The sequence below is a fragment of the Photobacterium sanguinicancri genome (assembly GCF_002265265.1).
GTDB classification, from domain to species: domain Bacteria; phylum Pseudomonadota; class Gammaproteobacteria; order Enterobacterales; family Vibrionaceae; genus Photobacterium; species Photobacterium sanguinicancri.
Map to the genome: position 1 here is coordinate 1 of NZ_NOIF01000060.1, position 25228 is coordinate 25228.

The window sequence follows — 25228 nt, forward strand, 5'->3', positions numbered from 1 at the left end:
ACTCTTAATTTTCCTATAACGTCCCACGTTTTTATTAAAATCATCTCTTTTATCGCTGTTCTGTAAACGTTTCAATTATTTTTTACGCGAATTATTTTGTGTATTAACTCGGTGATAATTGGAACGCATTCAAAATAATGCTTGTTAAGTTTGCATTATATCTACATTTGACTTGGTTGAGTGTCTAACTCTGAGATGTTTTTTTAGATAAAGAAAAAAGATTGGATGACACTTATACCTGAACTCGCCTTAGGCAGTCAGGTTAACCTGAGTCAGCGTTGTTAGCTGTCAGTCGATGGCCATACTTATCCTGCTTTGAGCGAGTATCAATACGCATAAATGCACATAATGCATGCATTATTAATTGATATAGCTAACCATTACACGGAGTTAGAGATGCAAAAGGGAATGAAACAAAGCAAGATCGCTTGCACCATCGCTGCCATGCTTATGGCGGGTACTATGGGTTCAGTACAAGCTGCACCTACACATGATAAGAATGTTATTGGTTACATCACTCAGTGGGAAGCGTGGAAAGGGCCAAACGAAGGCTTTAGTGTGAAAGGTGAGGCAACACACCTGAATGTGGATATGGATGTCTACTCAATACTGAACTTCTCTTTCTTTGGCGTGGCCAAAGATGGCTCATTACACAGTGGTGATTTACGTAATAAAAGTATTTATCAACCTAACGCGGTGCAAGAACCCGGTCCATTGCTTCACCCTGATGTGTATTCAAGCTGGGATTTCCATATTTTATGGGGTGAGCTGGAATATATTCATCAATACCCGACAGATGAACCATGGAATGCGGATCAACTGAAAAAAGTGCAAGACCAAGGCTTTGTTAAACAAGGTAGCGGCTGGTTACATCAACCAACAGGCGTTACAGGCCAATTCCCAATCCCACTGAAAAAGGCAGGTGGTGCGCCGGGATTGATTGACTTAGCTCACCAAAAAGGTGTGAAAGTTATGGCTTCTCTAGGTGGCTGGAGTATGTCTAAACACTTCCCTGAGATGGCAGCTGATCCCGTTAAGAAAGAACGCTTCATGCAGGATCTTGATAAGCTGATGGCGCTTGGCTTTGATGGTATCGATATTGACTGGGAATACCCAGGCACAGGTGGCATGAACTTCGAAGGAAACCCTGAAGATTACGCTAATTTTGAACTGTTAATGGAAGATATTCGTACTCGTATTGGTCCGAATAAATTGCTTACAGCTGCATTTGCAGCGTCAACAGCTAAGCTTGAAGGCTATGATTGGGCTCGTCTGGCTGCTTCAATGGATTACTTCAACATGATGACCTACGACCTTAATGGTGGTTGGTCTAATGTTGCAGGTCATAATGCGCCACTCTACCCATACCCAGAAGAAGAGTTCAAAGGTTTAGAACTTGATTACCTCCGTACGTGGATGGCTGCGAAAGGCATTCCATCTGAGAAAATTAACTTCGGTGCTGCTTTCTATGGCCGTGGTGTACAAACAACCGAAGCGACAGCTTATGTTGGCGCACCAACGGATAAACGTAATGTCAACTTCAGTGTTGATGGCCCAACATTATCATCGGTTGATTTAGATAACTGGAAACAGTTTGAAGGGCAACCAAACTATAATTTCATTAAAAAGCAAACAGGTTGGGAGCATAAGTGGGATGCTTCAGCTGAAGTACCTTACGCCGTTAAAGGTAAATACTTCTTAAGTTACGATGATGAAGCTTCGATTGCTAAAAAAGCACAGTACATTGTCGATCATAACCTTGGTGGTGTGATTGTATGGCAGGTTCATGGTGATGTTGAATGTGCTGGTACTTTCATTAGTCATGGTCGTAATTTAAAAGAGTGTACTGACCTGCGTTCGCCATTAGCAGCTGAAATTGATCGCGTCTTTAGTGCGGGTACAGTACCAAATGTGGCACCTGTACTGACAGTTCCTGCAGCGCAAGCGGTTAATTCTGGTCAAGCGATTAGCTTTGATGTTTCAGCAACTGATGCTGATGGTGACAAGCTCAGTTTTACTGCTAAAGATGCGACAGTTGTTGATAACGGTAACGGTACCGCAACAGTTACTTATAAAGCACCAAATACCGCAACAGATCTTACTGCAGTTGTGACGGTGACTGTCAGTGATGGCCGTAAGCAAGTAAGTAAAAATGTCACAGTTACTGTTAAAGGTTCAGGCGCGGTAGATAATATTCCACCAGTGCTAAATGCACCAGCAACACTTGATGTCAAAAGCGGTCAAACGGTTGTGATTAGTGTTTCAGCGACAGATGCTGATGGCGATGCATTAACCTATTCTGTATCAACTGGATCAGTAACACCGACTGCAACAGGCGCAGACATTAGCTTTACCGCACCAACAGTAACGGCTGATACTGTCGTTAATCTTGTTGTGACTGTATCTGATGGCCAAGCTAGCGCTGAATCGACAGTCGTGGTAACTGTAAAAGCAGATGGTGGCACTGGTACAACGTGGGATGCAAATACCATCTATAACACGGGTGATACTGTTACTTATAACGGTGTGAAATACACTGCGAAGTGGTGGACTAAAGGTGAAAAACCAGGCTCAAGTGCTGTATGGGCTGCATTTGATGATGGAAGCGTGAAAACGTGGAGCGCAGATAAAGTGTATAACGGTGGTGACCAAGCGACGTTTAGTGGTGTGACTTACAAAGCTAAATGGTGGACTAAGGGGGATCAACCAGATAATGGTTCAGGCCCTTGGGGCGCACTCTAATAGGCTAAACGTTAGTTGGTACTAGTAGTAAGCAATTGCTAGTTAGATACTAAGGTCAATAAAAAGCCCAGAAATAGCAATATTTCTGGGCTTTGTTATGTCTATTCAATTAACGGTTTTCGCTTATCAAAACTGAATTATGCGGCGTTAATTTTAGATTAAATCATTTTCTCAACAGGTTTCCAACGCGCAATATCAGCAGGCAGCTTAATGCCTTGTGATGCTAGCAAGTTAATACGAGCTAAATAAGCAGCGCCATGCATCAGATGTTTTGCTACATCCGCAGCTTGGCGGTTTTTATAATCATCTAAATAACTGCCTTTTGCCCATGCGTTAAACGCACCAAGCGCAGGACCCGCCCAGATTTGATAATCCATCTCACGACCCGCTTCGCCTGTGTTTGACCAGCGGCTAGAAAGGCCAAGGTACCAACGGAAAATCAGTGCCATTTTTCGCTTAGGGTTACCTTCAGCACGCGTAATTTGCTTTGGGTCGCGCTCATTAAAGTGCGCTACTGTACCAGCCCAGATATCATCCAGTGTTGAACGGAAGACCTGAGTTTCCAGCTTATGGCGCTCGTCTGCAGGGATCGCTTCAATAGAATCATAACGGGTATAAATTTCATAGAGCTTATTGGCACGCATCGGGAAGAGCGTACCGCGCTTAACGACCTGTAACTTAACGCCCATTTCAAACATATCTGCAGCAGGTGCCATGGTGACATCGGCCATTTCAGTGGTCGACAGTAATTTACGCGTATGTTCACTCGCGCCAGCTTCAATACATGCTTGGTTAACAGATCCTGTCACAATATAAGCGGCGCCCATATTGAATGCAGCCAGTGCCGCATCGGGTGTACCAACACCGCCGCCAGTACCGACACGAAGTGGCGTTTTGTATTGGTATTTAGCTTGAATTTCTTCTTTTAGTGCCAAGATGGTCGGCAATAACGTCACCAGAGGGCGGTTATCGGTATGGCCACCAGAATCTGCTTCAGCGGTAATATCGTCAGCCATCGGAACGAGCTGTGCCAGTTCCATTTGTTCTGGTGTAATACGGCCTTCATCGACTAAACCTTGCAGCATTTTAGCTGGTGCAGGTTCCATGAATTTAGTGGCAACTTCGGTACGGCTGACTTTAGCGATAACTTTGTTAGCAATAATAATTTCGCCTTTTTGATCGCGGCCTAAGCCTGCAGCGCGGTATTGTACAATTTGCGGTGTTAGACCTAAGAATGCAGATGCCTCTACAGTGCGAACTTTATGTTTTAGGAATAGCTCAACGCTGCCACGCTCAAGTGCTGGTTCACTTGGGCTGTGGATCAAGTTGAACGCATAAGGGCCGTTAGGCAGCGCTGCTTGAATACGGTTGATCGCTTGTTCTACACGTGAAGGGATTAAACCCGCAGCGCCGAATGAGCAAAGAATGCCTGCTTGACCCAGTGCAATCACTAATTCTTCGGAAGAAATACCATTCGCCATCGCACCTGCGTAGTAAGCATATTTCACGCCGTGTACACGACAAAAATCACTGTCACCAAGGCTCTGTGTGCCAAGTGCTGGCGCAAATGCGCTAACTGGGTGTGTACTGCTAGCGCTTGCGCTATCAACCGAGGTCAGTTCTGCCTCTTGGCTGACACCAAGCCCTTTTTCAGGGTGATTGATGACGTAGCAACCACGACTCAGATCTTTTAATACTTTAGCCATTGCTTCGGTATTGAACTCGGTGGCACTTTCTTCAACTTGCCATGGCCAAGGAGAAAGCTTTTCGTTATTTAGGGTTGTTTGCGTTGTCATGTTCTAATCCTTAACTCAAGCTTCTTCAATACAAATAGCGATGTCTTTTACTTCGTAAATACGCAGGCCGTCTTTACTCAAGTTGGCGTCACCAATAATAATGCGCTTACCGTCTTCGTCTTTAATTGCTGTGATATGCACATCAAGCGACATTTGTTTGTTCAGTGGGTTGATTTGACCACGGTATTTCCATTTAACTTCTGATTGGATTTGACCAAATTTAGGTGAACGGAAACCAGCGCCAAGATCTTTGTTTAGCGCGTAGGTCTGCATTAGCTCAATAATAGCTTCGACACCTAATGAACCCGGCATCACAGGATCTTGATGGAAGTGGAACTGGAAGAACCAATCACTAGAGTCGATAGTGCGCTCTGCGTATAAGTAACCTAAACCTTCTTTACCGCCATCACTGGTGATTTTCACGGTATCAATGAAGTTCAAGCGACCACCTGCAAGCTGGTAGTGTGGTTGCTCTTCACCAGAAGTCGATGTTGGCGCGTTGAAGTAACGGCTGGTTTTATCAAGCAAGTCAATTGTTACATCTGGGGTACGATTGTTCTCAACATGCCAAGGGTGGGTGACTTTACCGTTATCAAGACCAAGTTGATCTTTCAATGCTGCGCCTTTGAAGTAACCAAATACCGCAGTGCCTTGATAGAAAGGAATACCATCTGTGCTTAGCTCAAAGCTGAAGCTCTGAACGATGTTGGTACCCATCATTACAGTTGAAAGTAGGCGAGAATCATTAACGATGGTTTTGCCGCGTAAATCAACATTACGTAGCATCTTGCCGCTACCATCAAGGTTACGGAAGAATAGTTCTTCACCTGGGAAGCCAAGGGTTGTGCCCATGTAACCAGAGATAAAGCCATTTGGTTGCAGAGAAATTTCCATCAATACCGAATAAGGCATTAGTGTTTGATGGCTATTTTCGTCAAAGTACCATGCGTTTTCAGGCACTTCGTATTCTGCAATACACGATGACGGCGTTTTGAAGTCACCACGGGTGCCATTAACTTCAATTACGCGAGTTGTTAGCTGTAAATCACCACATGGCGTACGCGGTGGGATCATACCGCGGTAAATTGAGAAGTCAGGGCCGAAACATTTCTCGATGTCACCCGTTGCAAATTCAAACATGTGGTACGGCGTAAACGGTACTGTGTCTGGAGTGCGGTTCGGGTAATCAGGCGTAATCGGCGCTTCTACGTGTTGTAGCGGGATCACACCTTTATTGGTTGCAGTTGTTAAGTCAGGAATTTGCGCCATTAGTGGGGCATTTGCCGATGCTGCTTTGCTCACATTTGCTTTTGGTGTGCTTGCAATTTCAAGTGCAACTTGTACTGGTGCATCTTCGACAATGTAATCAGATGAACCAAGGTAGCGTGTACATTCCTCTTCTTCACGGATCATCACACCCAGGTTTTGGAAATCCACCACGACTTTTCCATCAAGCAAAATATCGATATTGGCTTTGGCATATGGGCGAGGGCTCAAACCAATTTCTGTCACTTCCATACGGTAAGTTAATACCGCAGATTGTGGTAACACTTGTCCACGACAACGTACTTTTTGTGGTGCGTTTTCAAGCGGTTGGAATCGACCATTTTGTACTTGGGTGTGCATACCTAGGTACATCATGTAGAACTGGAGCAATTGACCACAGCCTTCAGCCATTAAAGAACCCGCCATTACGGAGTCGTCTTTAAAATGACAAGGGAAATACCAGTGTTCAGGTTCTAGCTGTTTATGACCTTCGATTAAGCCAAGTCCCCACGCGCCACCTTGTGGTTCAACGCGGCTTACTTGCTCAATCATCATGAATTTTTCAGAACTAAAGCACAATGAAGGCTGGTGGCGATCAGAGATATGACTCTCACCAAAACAACCGGCAATGTTTGCGCTTAGCAAGTTGTGTAGCGTGTGGTAGTCAAACTGAGTTTTCTGGCAATGCAGTAACGGATTAAAGTGTTGCTTCATTGCTAGGTTACGCGCTTTAATTTCGTCTTCAGTACGGATAACACCTTTACCGTCAGCCAATTCTTCATCGGTGAAGAAACCAGCACAGCCGTTATCCATTTTCAGGATCATCTCATCGCCAACAAAACATTCGTACGAGAAGAAGAACAGCAAAGTATCGCCATTACGGGCGAAGTGATTAATCGAGATGTCGTAACGTAATGTGTCTCCACCGCGCGGTAAATCACCAAGGAAGGTCAGGGTGCAATCGAGCAGGCGGTACACACGCTCGCCTTTGTTTTCAAAGTCGATACCTAAGTAGCTGATCAGCATTAAATCACACTGACCAGATTCAACGGCAACCGCCCAAGGAATTTGTCCATCAACCAAGTAAGGTGCATCGACAGGAATGTCATATTCCGTTGTCATGGTGCTTGGTTTGTATTCCAGCATAGTTGCGTCAAGTTTAGTGACACGCGAAACCAAGAGGTAATCCGTGGTTGGTAGCCTTACGCGACGTGAGTAGTTGTCGATAATGGCGTAATCAGGGCCAAAGACATTAGCAATATCCCCTTCGGCATATTCAACCAAGTCATCGTAATCCCAAATGCATGGTTTACGAATTGGCTTTACAGGTGCTGCGTAGGCGTTAACAGGTTCGGCAACGGGTGTTGTTGCTGTTGCGTTAGCTAATGCCGATGTAGGCGCAGATTGTGGGTTATAACCCGCTTCCATCTGTGCAGTGACTTCGTTTAATTGCGCTTTTAGTAAAGCATCAGCCATCTTCAATCCTTGCTCACGATTTTGTAAGAAGGCTTGGTGAACTTGTTGAGCAAGTTGTTGGTTCTCGATAAATGCTGCTTGCTGTGATGATGTAGGGCTATTTGTCTGAGTATTCTGGCTGTTATTAGCGGATAGGACGTTGGTCATATTGCTTGGAGTTCCTGTTATCGGCGTTTGGCGTGTTGTTGCCAAAATCGGGGATACGGATGGTTGCTGCTTCTGAGCTGGCAGCGTTGCCACTATTGGGTTAAATACTGGTTTCTGCGCCTTAATTTGCGGTGCAGTATTCGCCACTTTTTGTTGAATCGACGCTATATCAGCGAGTTCGGCTGTGACTATGTGTTGATAAATGTCACGCCCACCGAGTGTGACTTGCTTGATAAGCTGACGTTTATTGTCACTTTCAAGTTCATTAGCTAGACGAGTGTTTAACGCGTGCGTTTCGGCTTGCGATTGCGAAACGAGCAGTTGCGAACACTGGTTTTCACTCACACTGGCGATAATTCCTGCTTTGGTCTGCTCGTGAGTTGCTGTGTGATTTAAGGTAATTAAACCATGTAGCAAGCTCGCCATGCCTGATGCGGCAAAGCTATGGCCTAAGCGCTGATTGGCGAATGTAGGCTGTACCGTGTTTAGGGGTAGTTGCAAGGTTTCTGTGCTGTCAGGGGCTTGGTTAACTTCCAGTACCTTGATGGCAGATGCAGGTACACCTGATGATGTTAATAAGCGATCTGTGACAGTGTGACTTTGACTGGTCGCACTAAAACCTGATGCTGTGATTTCACCGTATGCCTGCGCTTGCGACTGCGATTCAGAACCAGAAGCTGCATCCGTTAGTACGATAGCACCAGCTCCTTCACCAACATGCCAACCTGAATCTTGTACTGAGTTAGCTATAGGTCGAATGCTGTTCTTCAAGATCACTTGTTCAGCACTACCACTTAAATCAACGGCAGCAATAACGACGGCATCAAGCGATTCTTGGCTCATTAGGTTTTCTGCTACATCAATACAACGAGCGACAGATTGCTCGGCAGCAGAAATAGTGAACGCAGGGCCATTAAAATCCCATAGCGACGCAATACGTGACGCCATGATGTTACCGATGAAACTGGTGTACTGGTTCAGCTTGGCGGCATCTAACACACTGTCCATTGAAATAGCTTCAAGGGATTTATATTCTGATTCCGTTAAGGTAACGCCCATGTTCGTAAGGCTATCTGCAAGCTGAGTATGCAGGTTTACGCGTCCACGGAACTGATGCATTTCAAGCTCAGTTTCCATCGCAACTAAAACGGCGACTTTCTGCCCTGATGCTAACTTGGCATCACGGATGGCTTCATCGGCGACTTTCATCAACAAGAGCTGTTGCGAAATCAAGCGATCGTCTTCGTTTGGTGGCACCTTAAAGCGCAGGAAATCTAATTCGAACTGATCGATATAAGCACCATGCGGAATGGTGTGCAGCCCAAATTGGCTTAATAGCTCAGGGTGTTGGTCTAAGCCTTTCCAGCGTTTTTTCGGTAAAGCAACAAAGGCATTTTCGTCATGTTGAATCGCATGACTAAGGGCATTAATGGTTTTTAATGAGCCAAAGTGCGAAGCAAGACCTGTCACTTTTAATGCTGTGGAGTGACGTGGTAACGAATCAGCTTCACAAACTGTCGTTTTCGCCGCAGATCCTGTTGTTGAATGTGTTGCCGACTGTGCGCCTGAATAAGATTCAAGTAACAAGTGAGCATTACAGCCACCAAAACCAAATACTGATACGCCAGCACGACGTTCAGGATTGCCTGCTTTATCTGGCCAAGGCTGTACTTGAGTCGGCAGTGTTTGAGCGCCAAATAAACCTTCAGGTGATGACAAAGGTTCTGACAGATTAATACTTGGGGGTAGCACGCCTTCTTTCATTGCAAAGATCATTTTCATGATCCCCGGCATGCCAGCAGCGGTGAGCAGATGACCTAAATTCGATTTTGCTGAACCAATCAAAGGGACTTGGCTGCCATTGAGCTTGTCAGTAAAGAAGCGCTCCATTGAGGTTAACTCAACTTTGTCACCTAGCGGTGTACCTGTTGCGTGACACTCAATCACTTCAATACTTTCTGTTGACAAATCGCTGGCTTCATAAGCACGCTCAAAGGCTTGTACCTGACCTTTGCTATTTGGGCTTAATACAAACTGGCCACGACCATCATTTGAAAGACCAATGCCACTGACAACAGCATAAATATGGTCGCCATCGCGTTCGGCATCTTCAAGGCGTTTCAGCACTAAAACACCAGCGCCTTCGCCCGCGAATAGGCCTTTACTGTTGCTATCAAAAGGAACAGAAACTCCGTGATCAGGGTAGGCGTGGAAAATAGAGAAACCCATATTGATGAAGAATGGATCAGCGCCAGACACTGCACCTGCTAGCATCATGTCTGCTTTACCTGTGCTTAGGTAATCACAAGCCAGCTTTAAAGAGTAAACAGAACTCGCACAAGCCGCATCAAGGCTTAGCTGGGCACTGCCTAGGCCAAGAGCATCAGCCACAATTTTTGATGCGTTATGGGCCGCGGCACCATTTGCGGTATTCAGCGTTTTTGGTTGGTCGTTTGATGGCAACAATGAAAATTGTGGATTAGCCAGCTTTTCTTGTAGCGCTTTCTCTACTGCAGAGTGATAGATCGGCAGGAACAAATCATTTGAACGCGTAGTCGGGAAAGATAACGCTCCCATGATTACACCAGTGCGTTCAAGAACATCGGCATCAAGTGCAATACCTGCATCTAACAGTGCCTTGCGGCTGGTATCTAGCGCCCACAAGAAGCTATCGTCTAGACCATTGAAATAATCAGAGGGTAAACGATAGCCATTCGGGTCAAAGGTGAAGTTTTCAATGTAGCCGCCTTTATCACAGTAAAAACGGTCTGATTCACCTTGTTGGCCTTGATAAGCGTTTGGGTTGGCACCTAGCTTTTCAGGACGTAACCTTGTGCGTGAATCTTTTTTATCCAGTAGGTTGTTCCAAAAGCCCTTTGGCGTATCGGCATCGGGATACTGATTGGCTAAACCAACAATCGCAATTTTTGCTGATTTGTCAGCCGAATGGTGCTGAGAACTCATACTGGCTCTCCTTGTGTATGAAGGGTAGATTGAGTCTCTGAAGAGACGAGTTGGCGGGCAAGACCGTCAACTAAAGGCGAAATAGATAAAGGCACTTGCTGGGTGATCAGCTGGGCAATGCATTTCAATAAGGTTTGAATGTCATTACCGCCTTTGGCATTCGTTGCCACAGCAAGGCTGTCAGTCACTTTATCTGCACGATTGATCTTGTCGATTAAGGTACTGGTTTGACGGTCGGCACCTAATTCGATAAACAAACGCGCACCGTGTTCTCGTGCTGCACGGATGAGTGCAGTAAAGTCGAGGGTTGAACAGAAGGTATCGGCAATAGATGTCGCAATACTCTGTCTATCTAGATTTACTGGTTGATTAGCGTTTTGAGGTAGCAACTCTGCTGCGCTAATAAAGCGGATATGATGCGGAAGTTCATCACATAACGGCTGATTATAAAAATCAGTGACTTGGGCATGTTGGCTCCAAGCTGGTGTGGTATGCATGGCCGTTACACGGTTAGAGGCAATACCACGTTTACCCAGTTGTTTGAGTAGATCGCGACAGCTCTGTTCACAACCTGCAAGAATACAAGTATCACCTTGGATAATGGCAAGATAAGCACGAGGGTATTGAGGCAATAATGCTTCAATGGCTGCGGGTTCACTGCGGACAAGGAAGCTATTCCATGTGATCGCTTCATTTTCCTCCAGTTGCCATACCTCACGCACTGCCGTTAATTCACCCGATATTGCGGTAGTGAAAATAGGGCTAGTTTGGGTCATTTCAATCAAAGCATGGGGATTACGCCATACACCGAGGCTTGCCCACATAGAGGCTTCACCTTTGGAATAACCTAGCGCAAAATCAGGCTTGATCGAAAATGACTCACACAAGAGCTGAGTCAGGATATAACTGCTGCCAACACCTGCGATAGCAAGTTCGCTAAGCGTCATCTCTTGGGGCTGACTACCTGTTTTGCCATTGCTAGCCGCGTAGATTTTATCCGCTTGTAGCATTTCTTTTAAATTGCCTTCACGCTCTAATCTGGCGTAAAGATCTGGGAAATACTGGTAAAAATCACGCAACATGCCCGGATAGACAGTGCCAACACCAGGGTAAACAAAGGCGACTTTGCCTTGGTTGTCTGGCGCAGGTGAAAAGTAACTGCCTGCAGGGGTTTTATAGTCGATTTTCTCTGTAATAACCTTGGATAACACCTTGGTTAGTGCATTGATTTCTAACAACACCGCATCGACCGACGCACCTTGCAATACAATAGTGAATTGCGCTTGCGAGCCAGCTTGAAAGCGCACTAAGTTTTGGTGCATTAATTCGATAAGAACCGAAGAGTTTAGCGCTGGATTAACAAAGCGCTTGCTTAGCTCAGCCAGTTTTGTTGATAGATCGGCCTCTGTATTTCCCGTAATAATGAAAAATAAACGCGATGAATCGAGCAGTGGTTTTGCTTCTTTTAAGCCCGTCGCTTGGGTTAACACAAGGCTAGTGCTGCCAGCTTGGCTTTTAGCATCAAAAGCTAGGTTTTCGGTATTAAAAGTCAGGCTAGCAACCCGCGCTTTATTTGGTTCGGTAAACCAATACTGGCAGTCATCACCACCTTCTTGCGTGTATTCTGGTTGCTGATTTCGTGCTGCAATATCATCAATAAGTTGGTATAGCGCTGAAAATTGCTCAACGGCTGTTGATGCCGTCGATGTTTGCTCAATACTAACGTCATCTGATTGGCGGCGTGATTGCTCAACAGCAAGCGGTAAACTTGCCGCAAAACCAGATAAATACGCATGTGGGTGAATGCGATTTTGAGCCGCCGTTAATCCCGCCATTAATACAACCGAAAGGCCAGACTGAGACGTTAATGTGACTGCTTTACCTTGGTTAACTACCTGAATAGCCGTATTCAGTGTGGCAGTAAGATCGTCAGAAAGCTTGATGGTTTCAGTAGCCAGTGACGAGGGTAAAAGGTTAGCAGAAAGCCCAGCGCGAGGCTGGGCTAAAAGAGCGATGCGCAATGGCATCGCTTTATTAGTAGAAGAATCAGCCACTACGACAGAAGCTCCTTTTCTGATTGAGTTTTCACCAAAAACGCCTCATTGAGGGTTTTGCTGATGGTCACCTTAGCGCCTTTCATTACGGCACTTAAGCGTCCATCTTGGTGGTATAACGCAATATTGGCTTGTAGCGAACGGGCTGTGCTTTTAATCACTTCCAGCTCGATCCAACCACATTCGCCAGATTGCATTGGTGTATACGAAACGAATTCGCCAATCGCAGATGGTAGGCTGGCCGCATCGTATTTCAATCTTGCCCAAACCAACATAGCTTGCAGTAAGTAATCTTCTGCAAATGGCTGGCAGCCACCAGCATGCTGGGTTGGAACAAAAGAGCCACAGTCGCTATCTGAAATAACAGGTAGCTGGCATGGAGCGACCAAACCTAGGTCATCAAAGCGTGTTACTGCTTGAATACCTTGCAGGCGAGGCCCATGAAATAGGGTGCCATTACGGTATAGGTCATTCGCTGTTGTCACAGGTTTCGCCGAATCGTTAATAAAGGTTTTTTCTAAACCTGCAGCTGCTGTGTCGCTATCAATAACAAGTTGTGCTTGGTATTGAGGTCGACCACCACAGCTGATTAACGCTTTCCACTGTGTTGCCATTTTTGCATCAGGTGAAATATTCAATGTGAGTGTTTGCACATCATCATTTTCAAAAATCACACCTTTTAGTAGCTTGTAGTTGCGAACGCTGACGTTCGCCCCTAACCATTGCTGTGCTGCTTCACGCATCCATTGAATGGCGCATACCGTTGGCAACACAGGGTTGCCAGCGATACAGTGATCCTTGATGAAAGGCATCGCTTTCGGGTCAAGGTCGCGTGTTACAGTGATGCTCGTATTCAGCGGACTCTGTGCTACCTGCATAGACTCCGCATTAGGCTTTTTTACAGCGTTCTCCTTGCTATCAGCGCCTTGCATGCTAGTGCCGATAAGCAATTGAATACCTGTTTCATTTAATAGCTGGCTGCTGAATAGATCGGCACCTGCTTGTAGTGGAATAACGTACACACCACGATCAGTGAACATCTTCTTCAGGGCTGGGTTAACCATGCCACCGTCCCAAGGTCCCCAGTTGAAGCTCATTACTTTCGCTTCAGGATGACGAGCTGAGAATTGCAGCGCTGCCTTGTTCAAAATGTCGTTAGACATGGCGTAGTCACTTTGGCCTGTGTTGCCATAGAAACCTGCCGCAGATGAGAACATCGCAAGTAGTTTTAGTTTGCTGTTATCAATCGCGTTAAGGACTGCTTTCAAGCCACCCACTTTGGTGCCGTAAACAAGGTTTAGCTCGTCTAAGGTTTTATCTTGGATATGTTTATCAGCAAGCACACCTGCACCGTGGATAAGGCCGGTAATACCGTCGATTTTTGACAGTGTATTGGCTACAGACTCACTGTTAGATACATCAAGGCTGATGTACTCAGCACTTGCGCCTACAGCGGTAAATGCAGACAGTGCCGCGTTAATTTCAAGGCTGCTTAATACGGGGCGAAGTAGGGTATCGACCTTCTTTGGCGTTGGTTTATCACCTAAAGACTGAAGGTGGCGAATAGCCGCTGGCTTCAATTCATTGTCTTTCTTACCTTGCGCCCATTCAGGTAGCTCTGCTGCAGTAATATGTTTACTACGGCCAGCAAGGATGAAATGTGATTGGCATTGTTTTGCAAGTGAAAGCGCACATTCAAACGTCACGCCTTTAGCACCACCAGTAACGAGCACTTTGTCGTTCTTGGTTAACTTAGCCGCAGCATTTTTCGTATCTGCCTGGCCTGCTTCAACAGCAATCAAGGTTGATCGAACTGTGTTCTCATCTTCCAAGTTAAAGCCAACTTCTACCGCTTGGGTATTAATATCGAATAACTCAGCGTAGATAGCCTCTGCAAGGTGGCGAGCATCTAACGCTGATGCTGCATCAATTGCACGGCAGAACACATTTTGCCACTCATGGCTAAGGGTTTTAGTTAAACCCGCTAGTGCTGCTTGGTTGAGTTCTGCAGTAGCTAGTTGTGCTGAATCAGCATAACCAAAGCCCCCATCAATACGGCTTACCGTGAAGAAAACACGACGGCTTGTTGAATCTGCATTGTTTAATTGGCTGTTAAGCAATTTAGCGAACAGGAATGCAACGTCGAGGTTGGCTTTTGCTTCATCATTCAGAGCAACCGTGGTTGTATCTGTGACTTCTGATTGAGGCTGAAGGTGAATAAAGCCAGCAATTTCTTGCTGATCTTTTTCGATGTCAACAATAACAGCTTGAATGCCTGCGTCATCAATACTTGCTAAGTCGTAGCTTTTGATTTCTGTACTTAGCGGTGATGCGGCAGATAGCGGACTACGAACAACAGCGACTTGTAAGCCGTTTGCCGTTAATTTCTCTGCTAGAACGCCTGCATTGTGACCATCATCTGTGATCACAACACATGCATTTTTAGCAAAGCAGTCTGATAGTTTATCTACCGCTGGTAACTTTTTTAGCGCTACCTCGTTGTGTGGAGGAAGATCTGCACTTGCTGTTGAAGCTGATACTGAATCAGATACGGTTGTAACTGGTGTTGCTTCGTTAGCCGTTGGCGCAGTCGCAGAGTCCGCAGCAAGCTTACTTTGCATGTAAGTAACGATTTCACCCAATGTACGACATTCAGCGAGATCTTCTGGATTAAGCTCTGGCAGTGAAGGCAGTTGGTCTTGCACAGTCCCTAGGATTTCAACACGTTTGATAGAGTCGATACCTAAATCGGCTTCCATATCCATTGCAAGGTCTAGCATTTCTGCTGGGTAACCCGTTTTATCCGCTACAACGTCTAACATAGTGCTTTGCACATGTGCTGCGTCTAAGCCGTTAGATGTAGCTGTTGAAGCGGCTACTGGCGCTGTCGTTGAAGGCACTGCTATTACAGCTGAAGCAGCAGGTAGCTTGCTGTTCATGTAATCCACGATTTCGCCAAGCGTACGACATTCAGCTAAATCTTCAGGATTAAGCTCTGGCAGCGTTGGCAGTTGGTCTTGCACTGTGCCTAGAATTTCAACACGCTTGATAGAATCAATACCAAGGTCTGCTTCCATGTCCATTGCAAGGTCTAGCATTTCCGTTGGGTAGCCTGTTTTTTCAGCGACTACGTCAAGCATGGTTGTTTGTACTTGCGCGGCGTTTAAACCGTTAGAGCTAGCGACAGGAGTCACTGTTGCAGATGCAGCAGGGAGTTTGCTGTTCATGTAATCAACGATTTCACCCAGCGTACGACACTCAGCTAAATCTTCAGGGTTCAGCTCTGGTAACGTTGGTAGTTGATCTTGCACTGTGCCTAGGATTTCAACGCGCTTGATAGAATCGATACCAAGGTCAGCTTCCATGTCCATGCCAAGATCTAGCATTTCTGTTGGGTAGCCCGTTTTATCGGCTACAACCTCAAGCATGGTGGTTTGTACTTGTGCAGCATCTAAACCGTTAGAGCTAGCTGTTGAAGTCGTAGCTACTGGCGCAGCTGCGACAGGAGCAGCCGTTAGTTTGCTGTTCATGTAAGCAACGATTTCACCAAGTGTACGACACTCAGCTAAGTCTTCAGGATTCAACTCTGGTAGTGAAGGCAGTTGATCTTGCACTGTTCCAAGAATTTCAACGCGTTTGATAGAATCGATACCAAGATCTGCTTCCATATCCATTTCTAGATCAAGCATTTCAGTTGGGTAGCCGGTTTTATCAGCCACAACTTCTAACATGGTGTTTTGTACTTGCTCTGCACCTAAGCCGTTAGCTTGAGCTGCTTGAGCAATAGGTGCTGCTGATGCCGTTGCAGACGATGTGTTCGCAGGCATTTTGCTGTTCATGTAGCTAACAATTTCAGCAAGCGTACGGCACTCTGCCAGATCTTCAGGGTTCAGTTCAGGTAGGTTAGGAAGTTCGTCTTGAACTGTCCCTAAAATCTCAACGCGCTTGATAGAATCGATGCCTAGATCGGCTTCCATATCCATTTCTAGATCAAGCATCTCAGTTGGGTAGCCCGTTTTTTCAGCTACAACATCTAGCATCACTTTTTCAGGGTTTGCAGCAGGGGCTGAGACCGTGATTTGTGGTGCAGCCGCTGATGCCATAGTGGCTGAAAGTGACGGCGCTTGCTTCGGTTCAACTGGCTTTGAAGCGGCTACTTTTGGTTCGGTTTTAGCAACTGGCGCTACTACTGGAGTCGTGATTGCTCGAGTAGCGATTGTTTGAGTTTGAGCAACAGGTTGAGCTGTCGCTTGAACCGCAGTTTGAACAGCGACTTGTACAGGCGCTTGCGCAGTGATGACTTGTGCTTGAACGTTTGCAACAGGTTGTGTCGAAACCATACCTAATGCAGCAGTATTACTGTTTGCTTGTAGTGCAAGGTAATTAGCATGTGCTTTTAAAGTATCAGCTTGGTGCTGGTGGAAGAGTTCCATTGAGCGCTGTAGGCTTTCTGGAATAGCAACGCCAGCGGCAGCCATTTTCGCTTGCTCTGTCATGAGTGCCGCGAAGGTATCACCGTATTGCTGCGGGATAGCAAGGAATTGTTGGTGAAGTTCAGCTGCTTGCTGTTGTGCAGTGAAGAATGCCGTTAATGAGTCATCACTTGCTGAAGCTAATACTGATACAGGCGCTGTTGTTAGCGGTTGAGCTTGCACATTTACTTGAGTTGATGCAACAGGCGCAGCGTTTGCTGTTGCAGCAGTATCAGTTACTGAAACAGGCACTTGTACTTCGCGGATCTCGGTTTTAATCACTTCTTTTTCCACAATCTTCTCTACCACTTTTTCAACTTCAACAATTTCAGTCAGTGGGGCAATGGCACCTGTTTCTAACGATTTCGCCATCTTCTTACGCGTCGCATCACTGATGTAGTTGGTTGCATGAAGCTTAATGTTCATTGGCGATGCAGCTGCAGGGGCTGCAATTTCCGCTTGGTATGGGTCGATAGTGCTCAACGAGACACCAGCAACGGCCAGTTGTACTGCGGCTAAACGTAACTGCTGGTCGCTGTCACCTTTAGGGTTTGGATTCAGGCTGATGGTGCATAGCTCATCAGACTTATCTTGCAGTGTTTTCTCAACCAGCTTTTGCAGAATGTTCTTCGGACCGAACTCAACAAATACGCGCGCACCAGCTTGGTACATGGCTTCTAATTGAGTGCTAAAACGAACAGATTGCAGCATATGCTGTTTGAAGGCTTTCTTAATCGCCTTACCATCTTTCTTATACAGCTCGCCCGTTGCATTGGAATACAAAGGCAAAGTAGGCGCAGTGAAAGCGGCTTTATCGATCGCAGCAGCAAATGGTTTTTGAGCGTGAGCAACCAAAGGTGTGTGGAATGCACCAGAAACAGGCAGTGGGATTGCTTTGAATCCTTGCTCTGTTAGTGCTTTGGCAGCTTGTTGTGCGCCAAGCGTTGGGCCAGCGATAACAAGTTGGCTTGGGGCATTGTAATTAGCAATGCTGACGCCTTCGAAATCACTGATGCACTTTTCAACACCGGCAAGTTTGTCTGCATCAAGAATAACGGCGTACATAGTGCCGCTATCGCCTTCTGCAGGCTTAGCTGCCATCGCATTACCGCGCTCAAAGGCGAGTTTGTAGTAATCATTTTGTGAGATCACACCAGACGCACATAACGCACTGAGTTCACCAAAGCTATGACCAGCAACCATATCGGCTTTAAAGCCTGCCTGTGTCATCAGGTCAAATTGACCCATAGACATCACACCGATTGCGCTTTGTGCGTTAGCAGTATTGGTAAGCGTTGCTTCCTGAGCTGCCACGTCTTCTTTGCTGAAGGCTGGAACGGGGAATAGAACTTGTGAAAGAACTGTTTTCTTATTCTGACCAAACACCTGATCGGCATTGGCTAATTGGTTACGCATTTCAGGGTAGTAACACGCAAGCTCACGACCCATATTCAGGTACTGTGAACCTTGACCTGCAAACAATGCCGCGACTTTGCCTGCTTGTTTGCCGCCAACCAGCGCAGAAGCGCGGTAGCTAGTACCGTTTGGAAGCTGCCATTGTGTCGCATCTTGTTTTTCTAGCTGCGATAAGGCTTGAGTCAGTAACGTTTGTAGTTCATCAGCTGATTTAGCAACTAAACCTAAACGCGCATCACCAGCGGCAATGTCACGAAGGCCATGTGTTTTCGCTAAGGCTGAAAGTGTTGTGTTACCGGCTTGAACAACTTTGATTTGCTCTTTTAGGTCAGCAATCAGGGCATCACGAGAAGACGCACTGAATAGTAAGGTCTGTGCCACTTCACGTTGACGGTATTGATCGTCACGTTGGTGCTCAGAAGTGTACTCTTCAAGCACGACGTGGAAGTTAGTACCACCAAAGCCAAAAGAGCTGATACCTGCACGACGCGGTGTACCGTCAACACGTTGCATCCAAGGACGCATTTCAGTGTTGAGGTAGAAAGGTGAATCTTCGATATTCAGTTTCGGGTTTGGTTTCGAAACATTAATCGTTGGTGGTAAGACTTTATGGTGAAGGGCTAGGGCTGCTTTAATTAAGCCTGCCGTACCTGCTGTTGACTTAGTATGACCAATTTGTGATTTTACTGAGCCTAAAGCAATGTGTTGCTTTTGGTTATTACCTTCACTAAATACAGAATTCAAGCCGTTGAACTCTGCCACATCACCCGCAGCTGTACCTGTTCCGTGCGCTTCTAATAAGCCCAGCGTTTGAGGGGCAAAACCAGCATCATCGTAAGCACGTTTAAGTGCTTTCGCTTGGCCTTCAGGGCGAGGTGCATAAATACTTTTGAATTTACCGTCTGATGATGCGCCAACACCTTTGATCACTGAGTAAATACGGTCGCCATCGCGTTCTGCATCTTCAAGTCGCTTCAGAGCGACCATACCGATACCTTCACCAATCATCATGCCTTTAGAATCGATATCGAAAGGTTGGATGGTTTCGTTGGTGGTAAAAGCGGGCGTTTTCGAGAAGCTCATGTACATGGTTGGTGAGTTATCAGTACACACACCACCAGTGATCATCATTTCACTGCGGCCATCAACCAGCTCACCCAATGCCATGCGAAGTGCTGCAAGTGAACCTGCACATGCTGCATCAACCACGCAGTTAATACCACCTAAGTCGAAGCGGTTAGCAATACGACCTGCAATAACGTTACCTAGCGAACCAGGGAATGAGTTTTCTTCCCAGTGAATATACTGATCTTGGAACTTCTTGATCAGCATTTCGCTGTCTTGCTCATTGATACCGCTGCTCGCAAAGACTTTCTTCAGAACAGGGTATTGCAAACGTGCATTTAGGCTCTGGCTGATTTTTTGCCCACCACCGACACCTAAGGTAATACCAATCTTATCGCGATCGTAGCCTTCAGGTAGTTTGGCATCAGCTAATACCTCTTTTGCCACAATTAGAGATAGCAGCTGTGACGTATCCGTTAGTTCAAGAATATTTGGCGGAAGACCAAACTCCATTGGGTTGAAATCGACTTCAGGCATGAAGCCACCACGTTTACAGTAAGACTTATCTGGCGTGCTCTTGTTTGCATCGTAATAGTCTTCAGGGCGCCAATGCGTTTCTGGCACTTCTGTAATCGCATCAATTTTTTCACTAATCAAATCCCAGAACTTATTTAAGTATCGAGAGTTAGCAAAAATGCTCGCCATGCCAACAATAGCAACAGGCATGTCTTTCAAGCGTTTATTGAGTCGCTTATCTTCTTGCGATTCAGACGTGGTTTTTGGGGTTTGGCTCATTATGAGTCTCCGCTTAGCACTTGTGTTACGGGTGCTATACATTCGGTGTAAGTGTTGCGAATAGGCAACCGATGAAAAAATAAAGGGTGTAGCAATTGAGGTAAGCGCAAAGATGCGCTTATTAAAAAATAAGTAGAGGCGGGATAGAGCCAAGATGTAGGGTGAGTAGAAAACTGCATGCTAAAACGCGAGTCTGCTATCAGTGCGACAAAGGGAAGATGTCAGATTATCCATATTGCTCGTATCCATTACTATCCTGTAGAGCATCAGTGTGAAATGCAGTGCGTAAGTAAGATTCCGCAAGGCTATTTTTCACTGAATCAGTCAATTGCTGAGCAGCCTACCCGAGGCGGATAGTGGTTACAATCGCTTGAGTAAGAGGTTGGATCTCTTCAGACCAGTTCAAAAAAGCTAATTCTCATATTTTGTAATGTTATTGAATTTAAGTTGTTGATATTAAAGTTGTATGCGGTCTTTGTTAGTGTAAATACTCAGTTTTTCATGTTGTGGTGATCTGTGTCGCATTTTGTTTAAAAAGCTTCCCAAACCCTTTGTCTGGTACTGGTCTGATGTTTTAGATATAAAAGTTTGATGGTCAGTCATCTGACCTGTTTAATGTTGCATTAATGACGTTGTTGACAGTTGTACTGAGGGCCTTGCGACGTATAATGCATGCTCTGAATTCTGCTTGGATTGTTCTGAATTGACGAAAATAAACACAGTGGACTTGTGGTTCCTCACATTGCCAAAAACGCATAAAAATATAGAAGATCTTTCCTCTACTGTGGCAATCGATCATTCCTATTTGATCAATCAAGCTCGTCCTTTACTTAACGAAGAAGAGTTAGCGAGAGCGATGCGCTATCGACAGCCTCTAGCACGTATGCATGCCATTTATATACGTGCATTTCTGCGAGTGACCCTGTCACGTTATGCTCGAGTGAGGCCTAATGAGTGGTGTTTTGAATATGGCGAGAAAGGAAAGCCTTATTTATGTAGAGCCCAACGACAGCAAACGAGTTTGGTCTTTAATTTGAGCCATAGTGGCGATCAAGTATTACTGGCTGTTACGCAAACGGCAGACCAAAAGATAGAGCTAGGCGTGGATATAGAGTGTGAAAGGGAAGACTTGTCATTTAGTACAATTATGGACAACTACTTTCAACCACAAGAGATAGAATCATTGATGCGATTGGATCTAGCAGATCAGCGCCGACGATTTTTTGATTTGTGGGTACTTAAAGAGTCTTATATTAAGGCGACAGGACTTGGTCTTGCTCAACCTTTAAAATCATTTGGTTTTGGCTTTTCTTCAAGCAAGAAACAGCATCTCTCACTTTTCGATGAAAAGCAGGTTAGTGCACAACCACTCGAATTAATTACGGGCATTGTTTTAAATACATTGAATGATAAAGCAGCTAAAGATGAGGATTGGAGCAAACAAGCAGAAGGACAAATGTGGTCTACGTGTTTAGGACGTTTGTCTTCGAGCTATCGTTTTGGTTTGATGGTGAAAGGACGTAAACTGGATATCTCTTCTATTTACGCCCGTAAGGTATTGATAGAGAATTTGCTGAATCGCTAGAATATACCTTCATTGGCAATCATAAATTCCACTAGTATCTAAACCTTTATCCAAACTTTGGATTTAAACCATTGATGCCATGCTATCAAGCAAGTCTTGTGGAATCGGGTGCAGACGCTTTTGTTTATCTAAACAGACCATTTCAATATCGCCAATCACGGCAGCGCGTGTACCGTTAGGGCGCCAAACCTCTTGTCGCCATAGTGTTTTGTATTTACCGTCTAGAGTTACGCTGGTGCGAATATCGCACACTTCCGCAAATTCGACACCGTCTTGAAAAATCATATCTGCTTTATATACGGCAAAGCCAAGCCCATGGTCATTCCATAGGGTCGCGAGCTTGTCACTGTCGATAACGTGTTCGCGGGCGCGCTCAAAATATTTTAAGAAGTTAGGGTGATAAACGACACCTGAGTGATCGGTATCTTCATAGTAGATTTGTACAGGATGATGATGAATGGTTGTCATTGTTCAGGCTGTCTCGATTAAGTCGTATTTTGTGAAAAATATGGCAATTCAGGGAGTACGCGAAGGTGCGTTCCAAGAAGCTAGACACTGTACATGACTGTATTTATAAATTTAATCGATTTCGTACTGGTCATAGCAGAGTGAGATGTTTTCTGAAGGGGTAAGCCCTAAATTATCGATCTGCCAGCACACTGGATTATACCAATGGTAAATGCCCCGTTTTAACAAAGATGATTGTTTCTTCTTCTGCATATGGTCTGTGTACACTTTGGTGAGGGCTACGGAGCCAAGTTCCAGCAGGATAGTGGCCGTACTCATCGCGTAACTCGCCTGAGATTACAAAAATTTCTTCACCACCAACATGTTGATGATATTGGAATGTTTCACCCGCAGGCCATTTAACAAGCGCGGTATGCTCATGTCGTGCGCCATGCTTAAAATCATGTAAAGGCATGACTTTAAGCCCTCCGATACCTTGTAACCACTTAGCGGTTTGGGTATCAATATTGACTTGTTGGCTGTCACTTTCATCAAATTGATTCAGCTTGACTAATATTTTACAGCCTTCGTGGCTAAACGGTGCGTGATGCGATTTTGGTGGGTTACGGATATAACTGCCAGCGGGGAAGTTTCCCGTTTCGTCTGAAAATATCCCTTCTAATACGAAGATTTCTTCACCTAAAGGGTGGGGGTGGATAGGGAAATTTGCTGCTGCTATATACTCGACAACACTGGTGGTGTGGCCTGATTCGGCGGATTCCCTTTCTAAGGGTTTTCTGAGAACGCCTCCTGAGGGGCTTGGTAGCCAATCCATGGTTGTTGTATTGATGACGACTTTTTTGGATAAGTCCATGTTGAGCATGTCTGTACCTTAATGTGCAGTTCTAGCGAAATGATGTGCTACTTTTTAGTATAGAAGGAAGTAATACCCCCGTTCATAGTAGGTGTTTGATGAGAATTAAATTTAACGTATTTGGCAAAGTGATGTCTGTTCAGCGTAAAAACGAGGAATGGCTATTGTTTCGAGAATCTGAAACATCAATGCGTGTACGTATTTATGATGTCGTAATACCGTCAGATTTACCTGCAGAATCTTTGGCTCAATATTTAGCGGATATCTTCCATGAGCAGGCGAGTGAGTATCATACTGGAGTCAAATGCTGCTAAGGGATGAAAATTTTGAAAAAAATCGCATGGAAATGCTGAATAAATCAGCTATTCATAATTTCTTTATTTGCCTAAATTTGAGTTCGTGGTAATTTCTACCCACAATCTATTACTGGATGTCAGACTATGCCAAAGGCAAGTGAAATCAAAAAATTTGCAGCCATTGAACTCAATGGTAAAGTATTGTTAGTGAAAGAAATTAAAAAACTAACTCCTAGTGGTCGTGCTGGTGCAAGCCTTTACCGTATGCGTCTTTACGATGTAGCAACGGGCGCAAAAAGCGATGAAAGCTTCAAAGCAGATGAAATGATTAGCCTTGCGGACTTCCGTCGTCATCAAGCATCATTCTCTTACATCGATGGTGACGAGTATGTCTTCATGGATAACGAAGATTACACGCCGTACAACTTCACAAAAGACTCAATTGCTGAAGAGCTTCTTTTCATTACAGAAGAGACTCAAGGTATTCAAGTTCTTACTGTTGATGGTACGCCAGTTGCAATTGAACTACCTGCAACGGTAGATCTTGTAATTGTTGAAACTGATCCATCAATTAAAGGTGCTTCTGCAAGTGCGCGTACTAAACCAGCTGTACTAACAACTGGTTTAACAGTACAAGTGCCTGAGTACATCGCATCTGGCGAGAAGATCAAAATTAACACGACTGAACACAAGTTCATGAGCCGTGCTTAATTTGTAGTTATTGCTAGTAAAAAGCCCGCTCACTGGTTCAGTGAGGCGGGCTTTTTTATTGCTGTGTTCCGTCTTTAAAGCGGTAGCGCGTAGTGAAATTTGCGTTATTGGGCTAATTCAGCTTTCACCCAATGAATAAAAGCAGCAATTTTAGGGCGATCTCGCATCGACTCCATGCAGAGTAATGCATAACTTTGCTTTGTCTCCATAGCAGAAAATGGTGCAAGTAATTCACCAGACTCTATAGCTTTTGTCATAAAACGTAATCGACCAATAGCAACGCCAGCAGATTGTTTTGCGGCTTCAACTGCTAGGCCTTGTTGAGTAAATTGATAGCTTTGACGATAGCAATCAATATTACTTCCTACAGACTCAAGCCAACGTGGCCAAGCTGTCGAGAGACTTGAGTGTAAGAAATTGACGGATTCTAGCCCTTGGTGTCCGCGCTCTAACAACCGATGTTCCTTTGCATACTGTGGGGAACAAATGGGTAAATACATTTCTTCAAACAACGGCAGATAGTACACATTTGGCTGGTGATAATCACCATAGTAAAAAGCGATATCAAATTCTTCTTTGTCTAGTTCTGCAATCTCTTCATGTATATTCACAAGTAAATTTAAATTGGGAAAATCTTGTTTAAATTTACCTAGTCGTGGTACCAACCACTCTCTGGCGAAACCATGTGCCGTTAAAATACGTAAATCGCCGCTAAGATCCGATGATTGAATATTATCGATTTCGTTAAAAATACTAGATAGTGATCGGGCGAGGGTATTGTGTAAACGCTCACCTTCAGGAGTCAAAAAAAGTTGTCGAGTACCACGTACGAAAAGGTTAAACCCCAGCTCTTGTTCTAACACTTTGATACGGTGACTAACGGCACTCTGGGTTAGATGTAATTCGTTGGCTGCAGCTTTAAAACTCATTGTTTTCACAGCTACATTGAAGGTGTGCATGTTTTTTAGCAGTGCTTGTTTAGAGTTCATCTTTCGCCTATAGATGAAAATATTTAACCTATAGTAACTTTTATTTCGTTTGTCCTACCAGTGTTTTTCCTTTTATATAGTCATATCTTCTTGAATATTAGCGTATAAAAAAGTTTATTTATCGATATAAAAA

Annotated in this window: 11 protein-coding genes; 4 read left to right on the top strand and 7 right to left on the bottom strand. The window is 45.0% G+C overall.

Going from position 1 to position 25228, the window contains the following annotated elements; translation table 11 throughout:
- The first annotated feature begins 396 nt into the window (after window positions 1-396).
- Window positions 397-2742, top strand: a complete 2346-nt coding sequence (locus ASV53_RS11020) for a glycosyl hydrolase family 18 protein (RefSeq protein WP_094957130.1) — start codon at window positions 397-399, stop codon at window positions 2740-2742.
- 158 nt (window positions 2743-2900) lie between these two features.
- On the opposite strand, the gene pfaD is transcribed toward ASV53_RS11020, so the two are convergent.
- Genes pfaD through ASV53_RS11040 form a run of 4 tightly spaced genes read right to left on the bottom strand, consistent with a single transcriptional unit; the run spans window position 2901 to window position 20193 of the window.
- A complete protein-coding gene (gene pfaD, locus ASV53_RS11025; protein ID WP_094957131.1) occupies window positions 2901-4538 on the bottom strand; it encodes an eicosapentaenoate synthase subunit PfaD in 1638 nt (545 codons plus the stop codon).
- A 15-nt stretch (window positions 4539-4553) separates the two neighbouring features.
- A complete protein-coding gene (locus ASV53_RS11030) occupies window positions 4554-10391 on the bottom strand; it encodes a hotdog fold thioesterase (protein WP_094957132.1) in 5838 nt (1945 codons plus the stop codon).
- Complete coding sequence (locus ASV53_RS11035) at window positions 10388-12418, bottom strand: PfaB family protein (RefSeq protein WP_094957137.1); 2031 nt, start codon at window positions 12416-12418, stop codon at window positions 10388-10390. The genes ASV53_RS11030 and ASV53_RS11035 overlap by 4 nt, the downstream gene beginning before the upstream one ends.
- A gap of 26 nt (window positions 12419-12444) precedes the next feature.
- Entirely contained in the window at window positions 12445-20193 is a 7749-nt protein-coding gene (locus tag ASV53_RS11040) for a type I polyketide synthase (protein ID WP_094957133.1), read from the bottom strand.
- Window positions 20194-20935: 742 nt separating this feature from the next.
- Here ASV53_RS11040 and ASV53_RS11045 point away from each other — a divergent pair.
- Complete coding sequence (locus tag ASV53_RS11045; RefSeq protein ID WP_141226239.1) at window positions 20936-21778, top strand: 4'-phosphopantetheinyl transferase family protein; 843 nt, start codon at window positions 20936-20938, stop codon at window positions 21776-21778.
- Between the two features lie 63 nt (window positions 21779-21841).
- Here ASV53_RS11045 and ASV53_RS11050 read toward each other — a convergent pair whose 3' ends face one another.
- Both ASV53_RS11050 and ASV53_RS11055 read right to left on the bottom strand, forming a co-directional pair.
- Window positions 21842-22246: a thioesterase family protein gene (locus ASV53_RS11050; protein ID WP_062689434.1), complete on the bottom strand. Its 405-nt coding sequence runs from the start codon at window positions 22244-22246 to the stop codon at window positions 21842-21844.
- Between the two features lie 196 nt (window positions 22247-22442).
- Window positions 22443-23108 carry a cupin domain-containing protein gene (locus ASV53_RS11055; RefSeq protein ID WP_094957135.1) on the bottom strand — a complete coding sequence of 222 codons (666 nt, stop codon included), beginning with the start codon at window positions 23106-23108 and terminating at the stop codon, window positions 22443-22445.
- Window positions 23109-23197: 89 nt separating this feature from the next.
- On the opposite strand from ASV53_RS11055, the gene ASV53_RS11060 reads away from it, so the two are divergent.
- Window positions 23198-23413 (top strand): DUF7661 family protein, encoded by a 216-nt coding sequence (locus tag ASV53_RS11060; protein WP_062689437.1) that lies wholly within the window; start codon window positions 23198-23200, stop codon window positions 23411-23413.
- Window positions 23414-23539: 126 nt separating this feature from the next.
- Window positions 23540-24106, top strand: a complete 567-nt coding sequence (efpL, locus tag ASV53_RS11065) for an elongation factor P-like protein EfpL (RefSeq protein WP_062689439.1) — start codon at window positions 23540-23542, stop codon at window positions 24104-24106.
- Window positions 24107-24210: 104 nt separating this feature from the next.
- Here efpL and ASV53_RS11070 read toward each other — a convergent pair whose 3' ends face one another.
- Complete coding sequence (locus ASV53_RS11070; protein ID WP_094957136.1) at window positions 24211-25095, bottom strand: LysR substrate-binding domain-containing protein; 885 nt, start codon at window positions 25093-25095, stop codon at window positions 24211-24213.
- Window positions 25096-25228 lie beyond the last annotated feature (133 nt).

Bases quoted from the DNA above. Each gene is read 5' to 3' on its own strand.
- ASV53_RS11055 (WP_094957135.1), bottom strand. From the start codon at position 23,108: ATGCTCAACATGGACTTATCCAAAAAAGTCGTCATCAATACAACAACC.
- ASV53_RS11070 (WP_094957136.1), bottom strand. From the start codon at position 25,095: ATGAACTCTAAACAAGCACTGCTAAAAAACATGCACACCTTCAATGTA.
- efpL (WP_062689439.1), top strand. From the start codon at position 23,540: ATGCCAAAGGCAAGTGAAATCAAAAAATTTGCAGCCATTGAACTCAAT.
- ASV53_RS11030 (WP_094957132.1), bottom strand. From the start codon at position 10,391: ATGAGTTCTCAGCACCATTCGGCTGACAAATCAGCAAAAATTGCGATT.
- pfaD (WP_094957131.1), bottom strand. From the start codon at position 4,538: ATGACAACGCAAACAACCCTAAATAACGAAAAGCTTTCTCCTTGGCCA.
- ASV53_RS11060 (WP_062689437.1), top strand. From the start codon at position 23,198: ATGAGAATTAAATTTAACGTATTTGGCAAAGTGATGTCTGTTCAGCGT.
- ASV53_RS11040 (WP_094957133.1), bottom strand. From the start codon at position 20,193: ATGAGCCAAACCCCAAAAACCACGTCTGAATCGCAAGAAGATAAGCGA.
- ASV53_RS11020 (WP_094957130.1), top strand. From the start codon at position 397: ATGCAAAAGGGAATGAAACAAAGCAAGATCGCTTGCACCATCGCTGCC.
- ASV53_RS11050 (WP_062689434.1), bottom strand. From the start codon at position 22,246: ATGACAACCATTCATCATCATCCTGTACAAATCTACTATGAAGATACC.
- ASV53_RS11035 (WP_094957137.1), bottom strand. From the start codon at position 12,418: ATGCCATTGCGCATCGCTCTTTTAGCCCAGCCTCGCGCTGGGCTTTCT.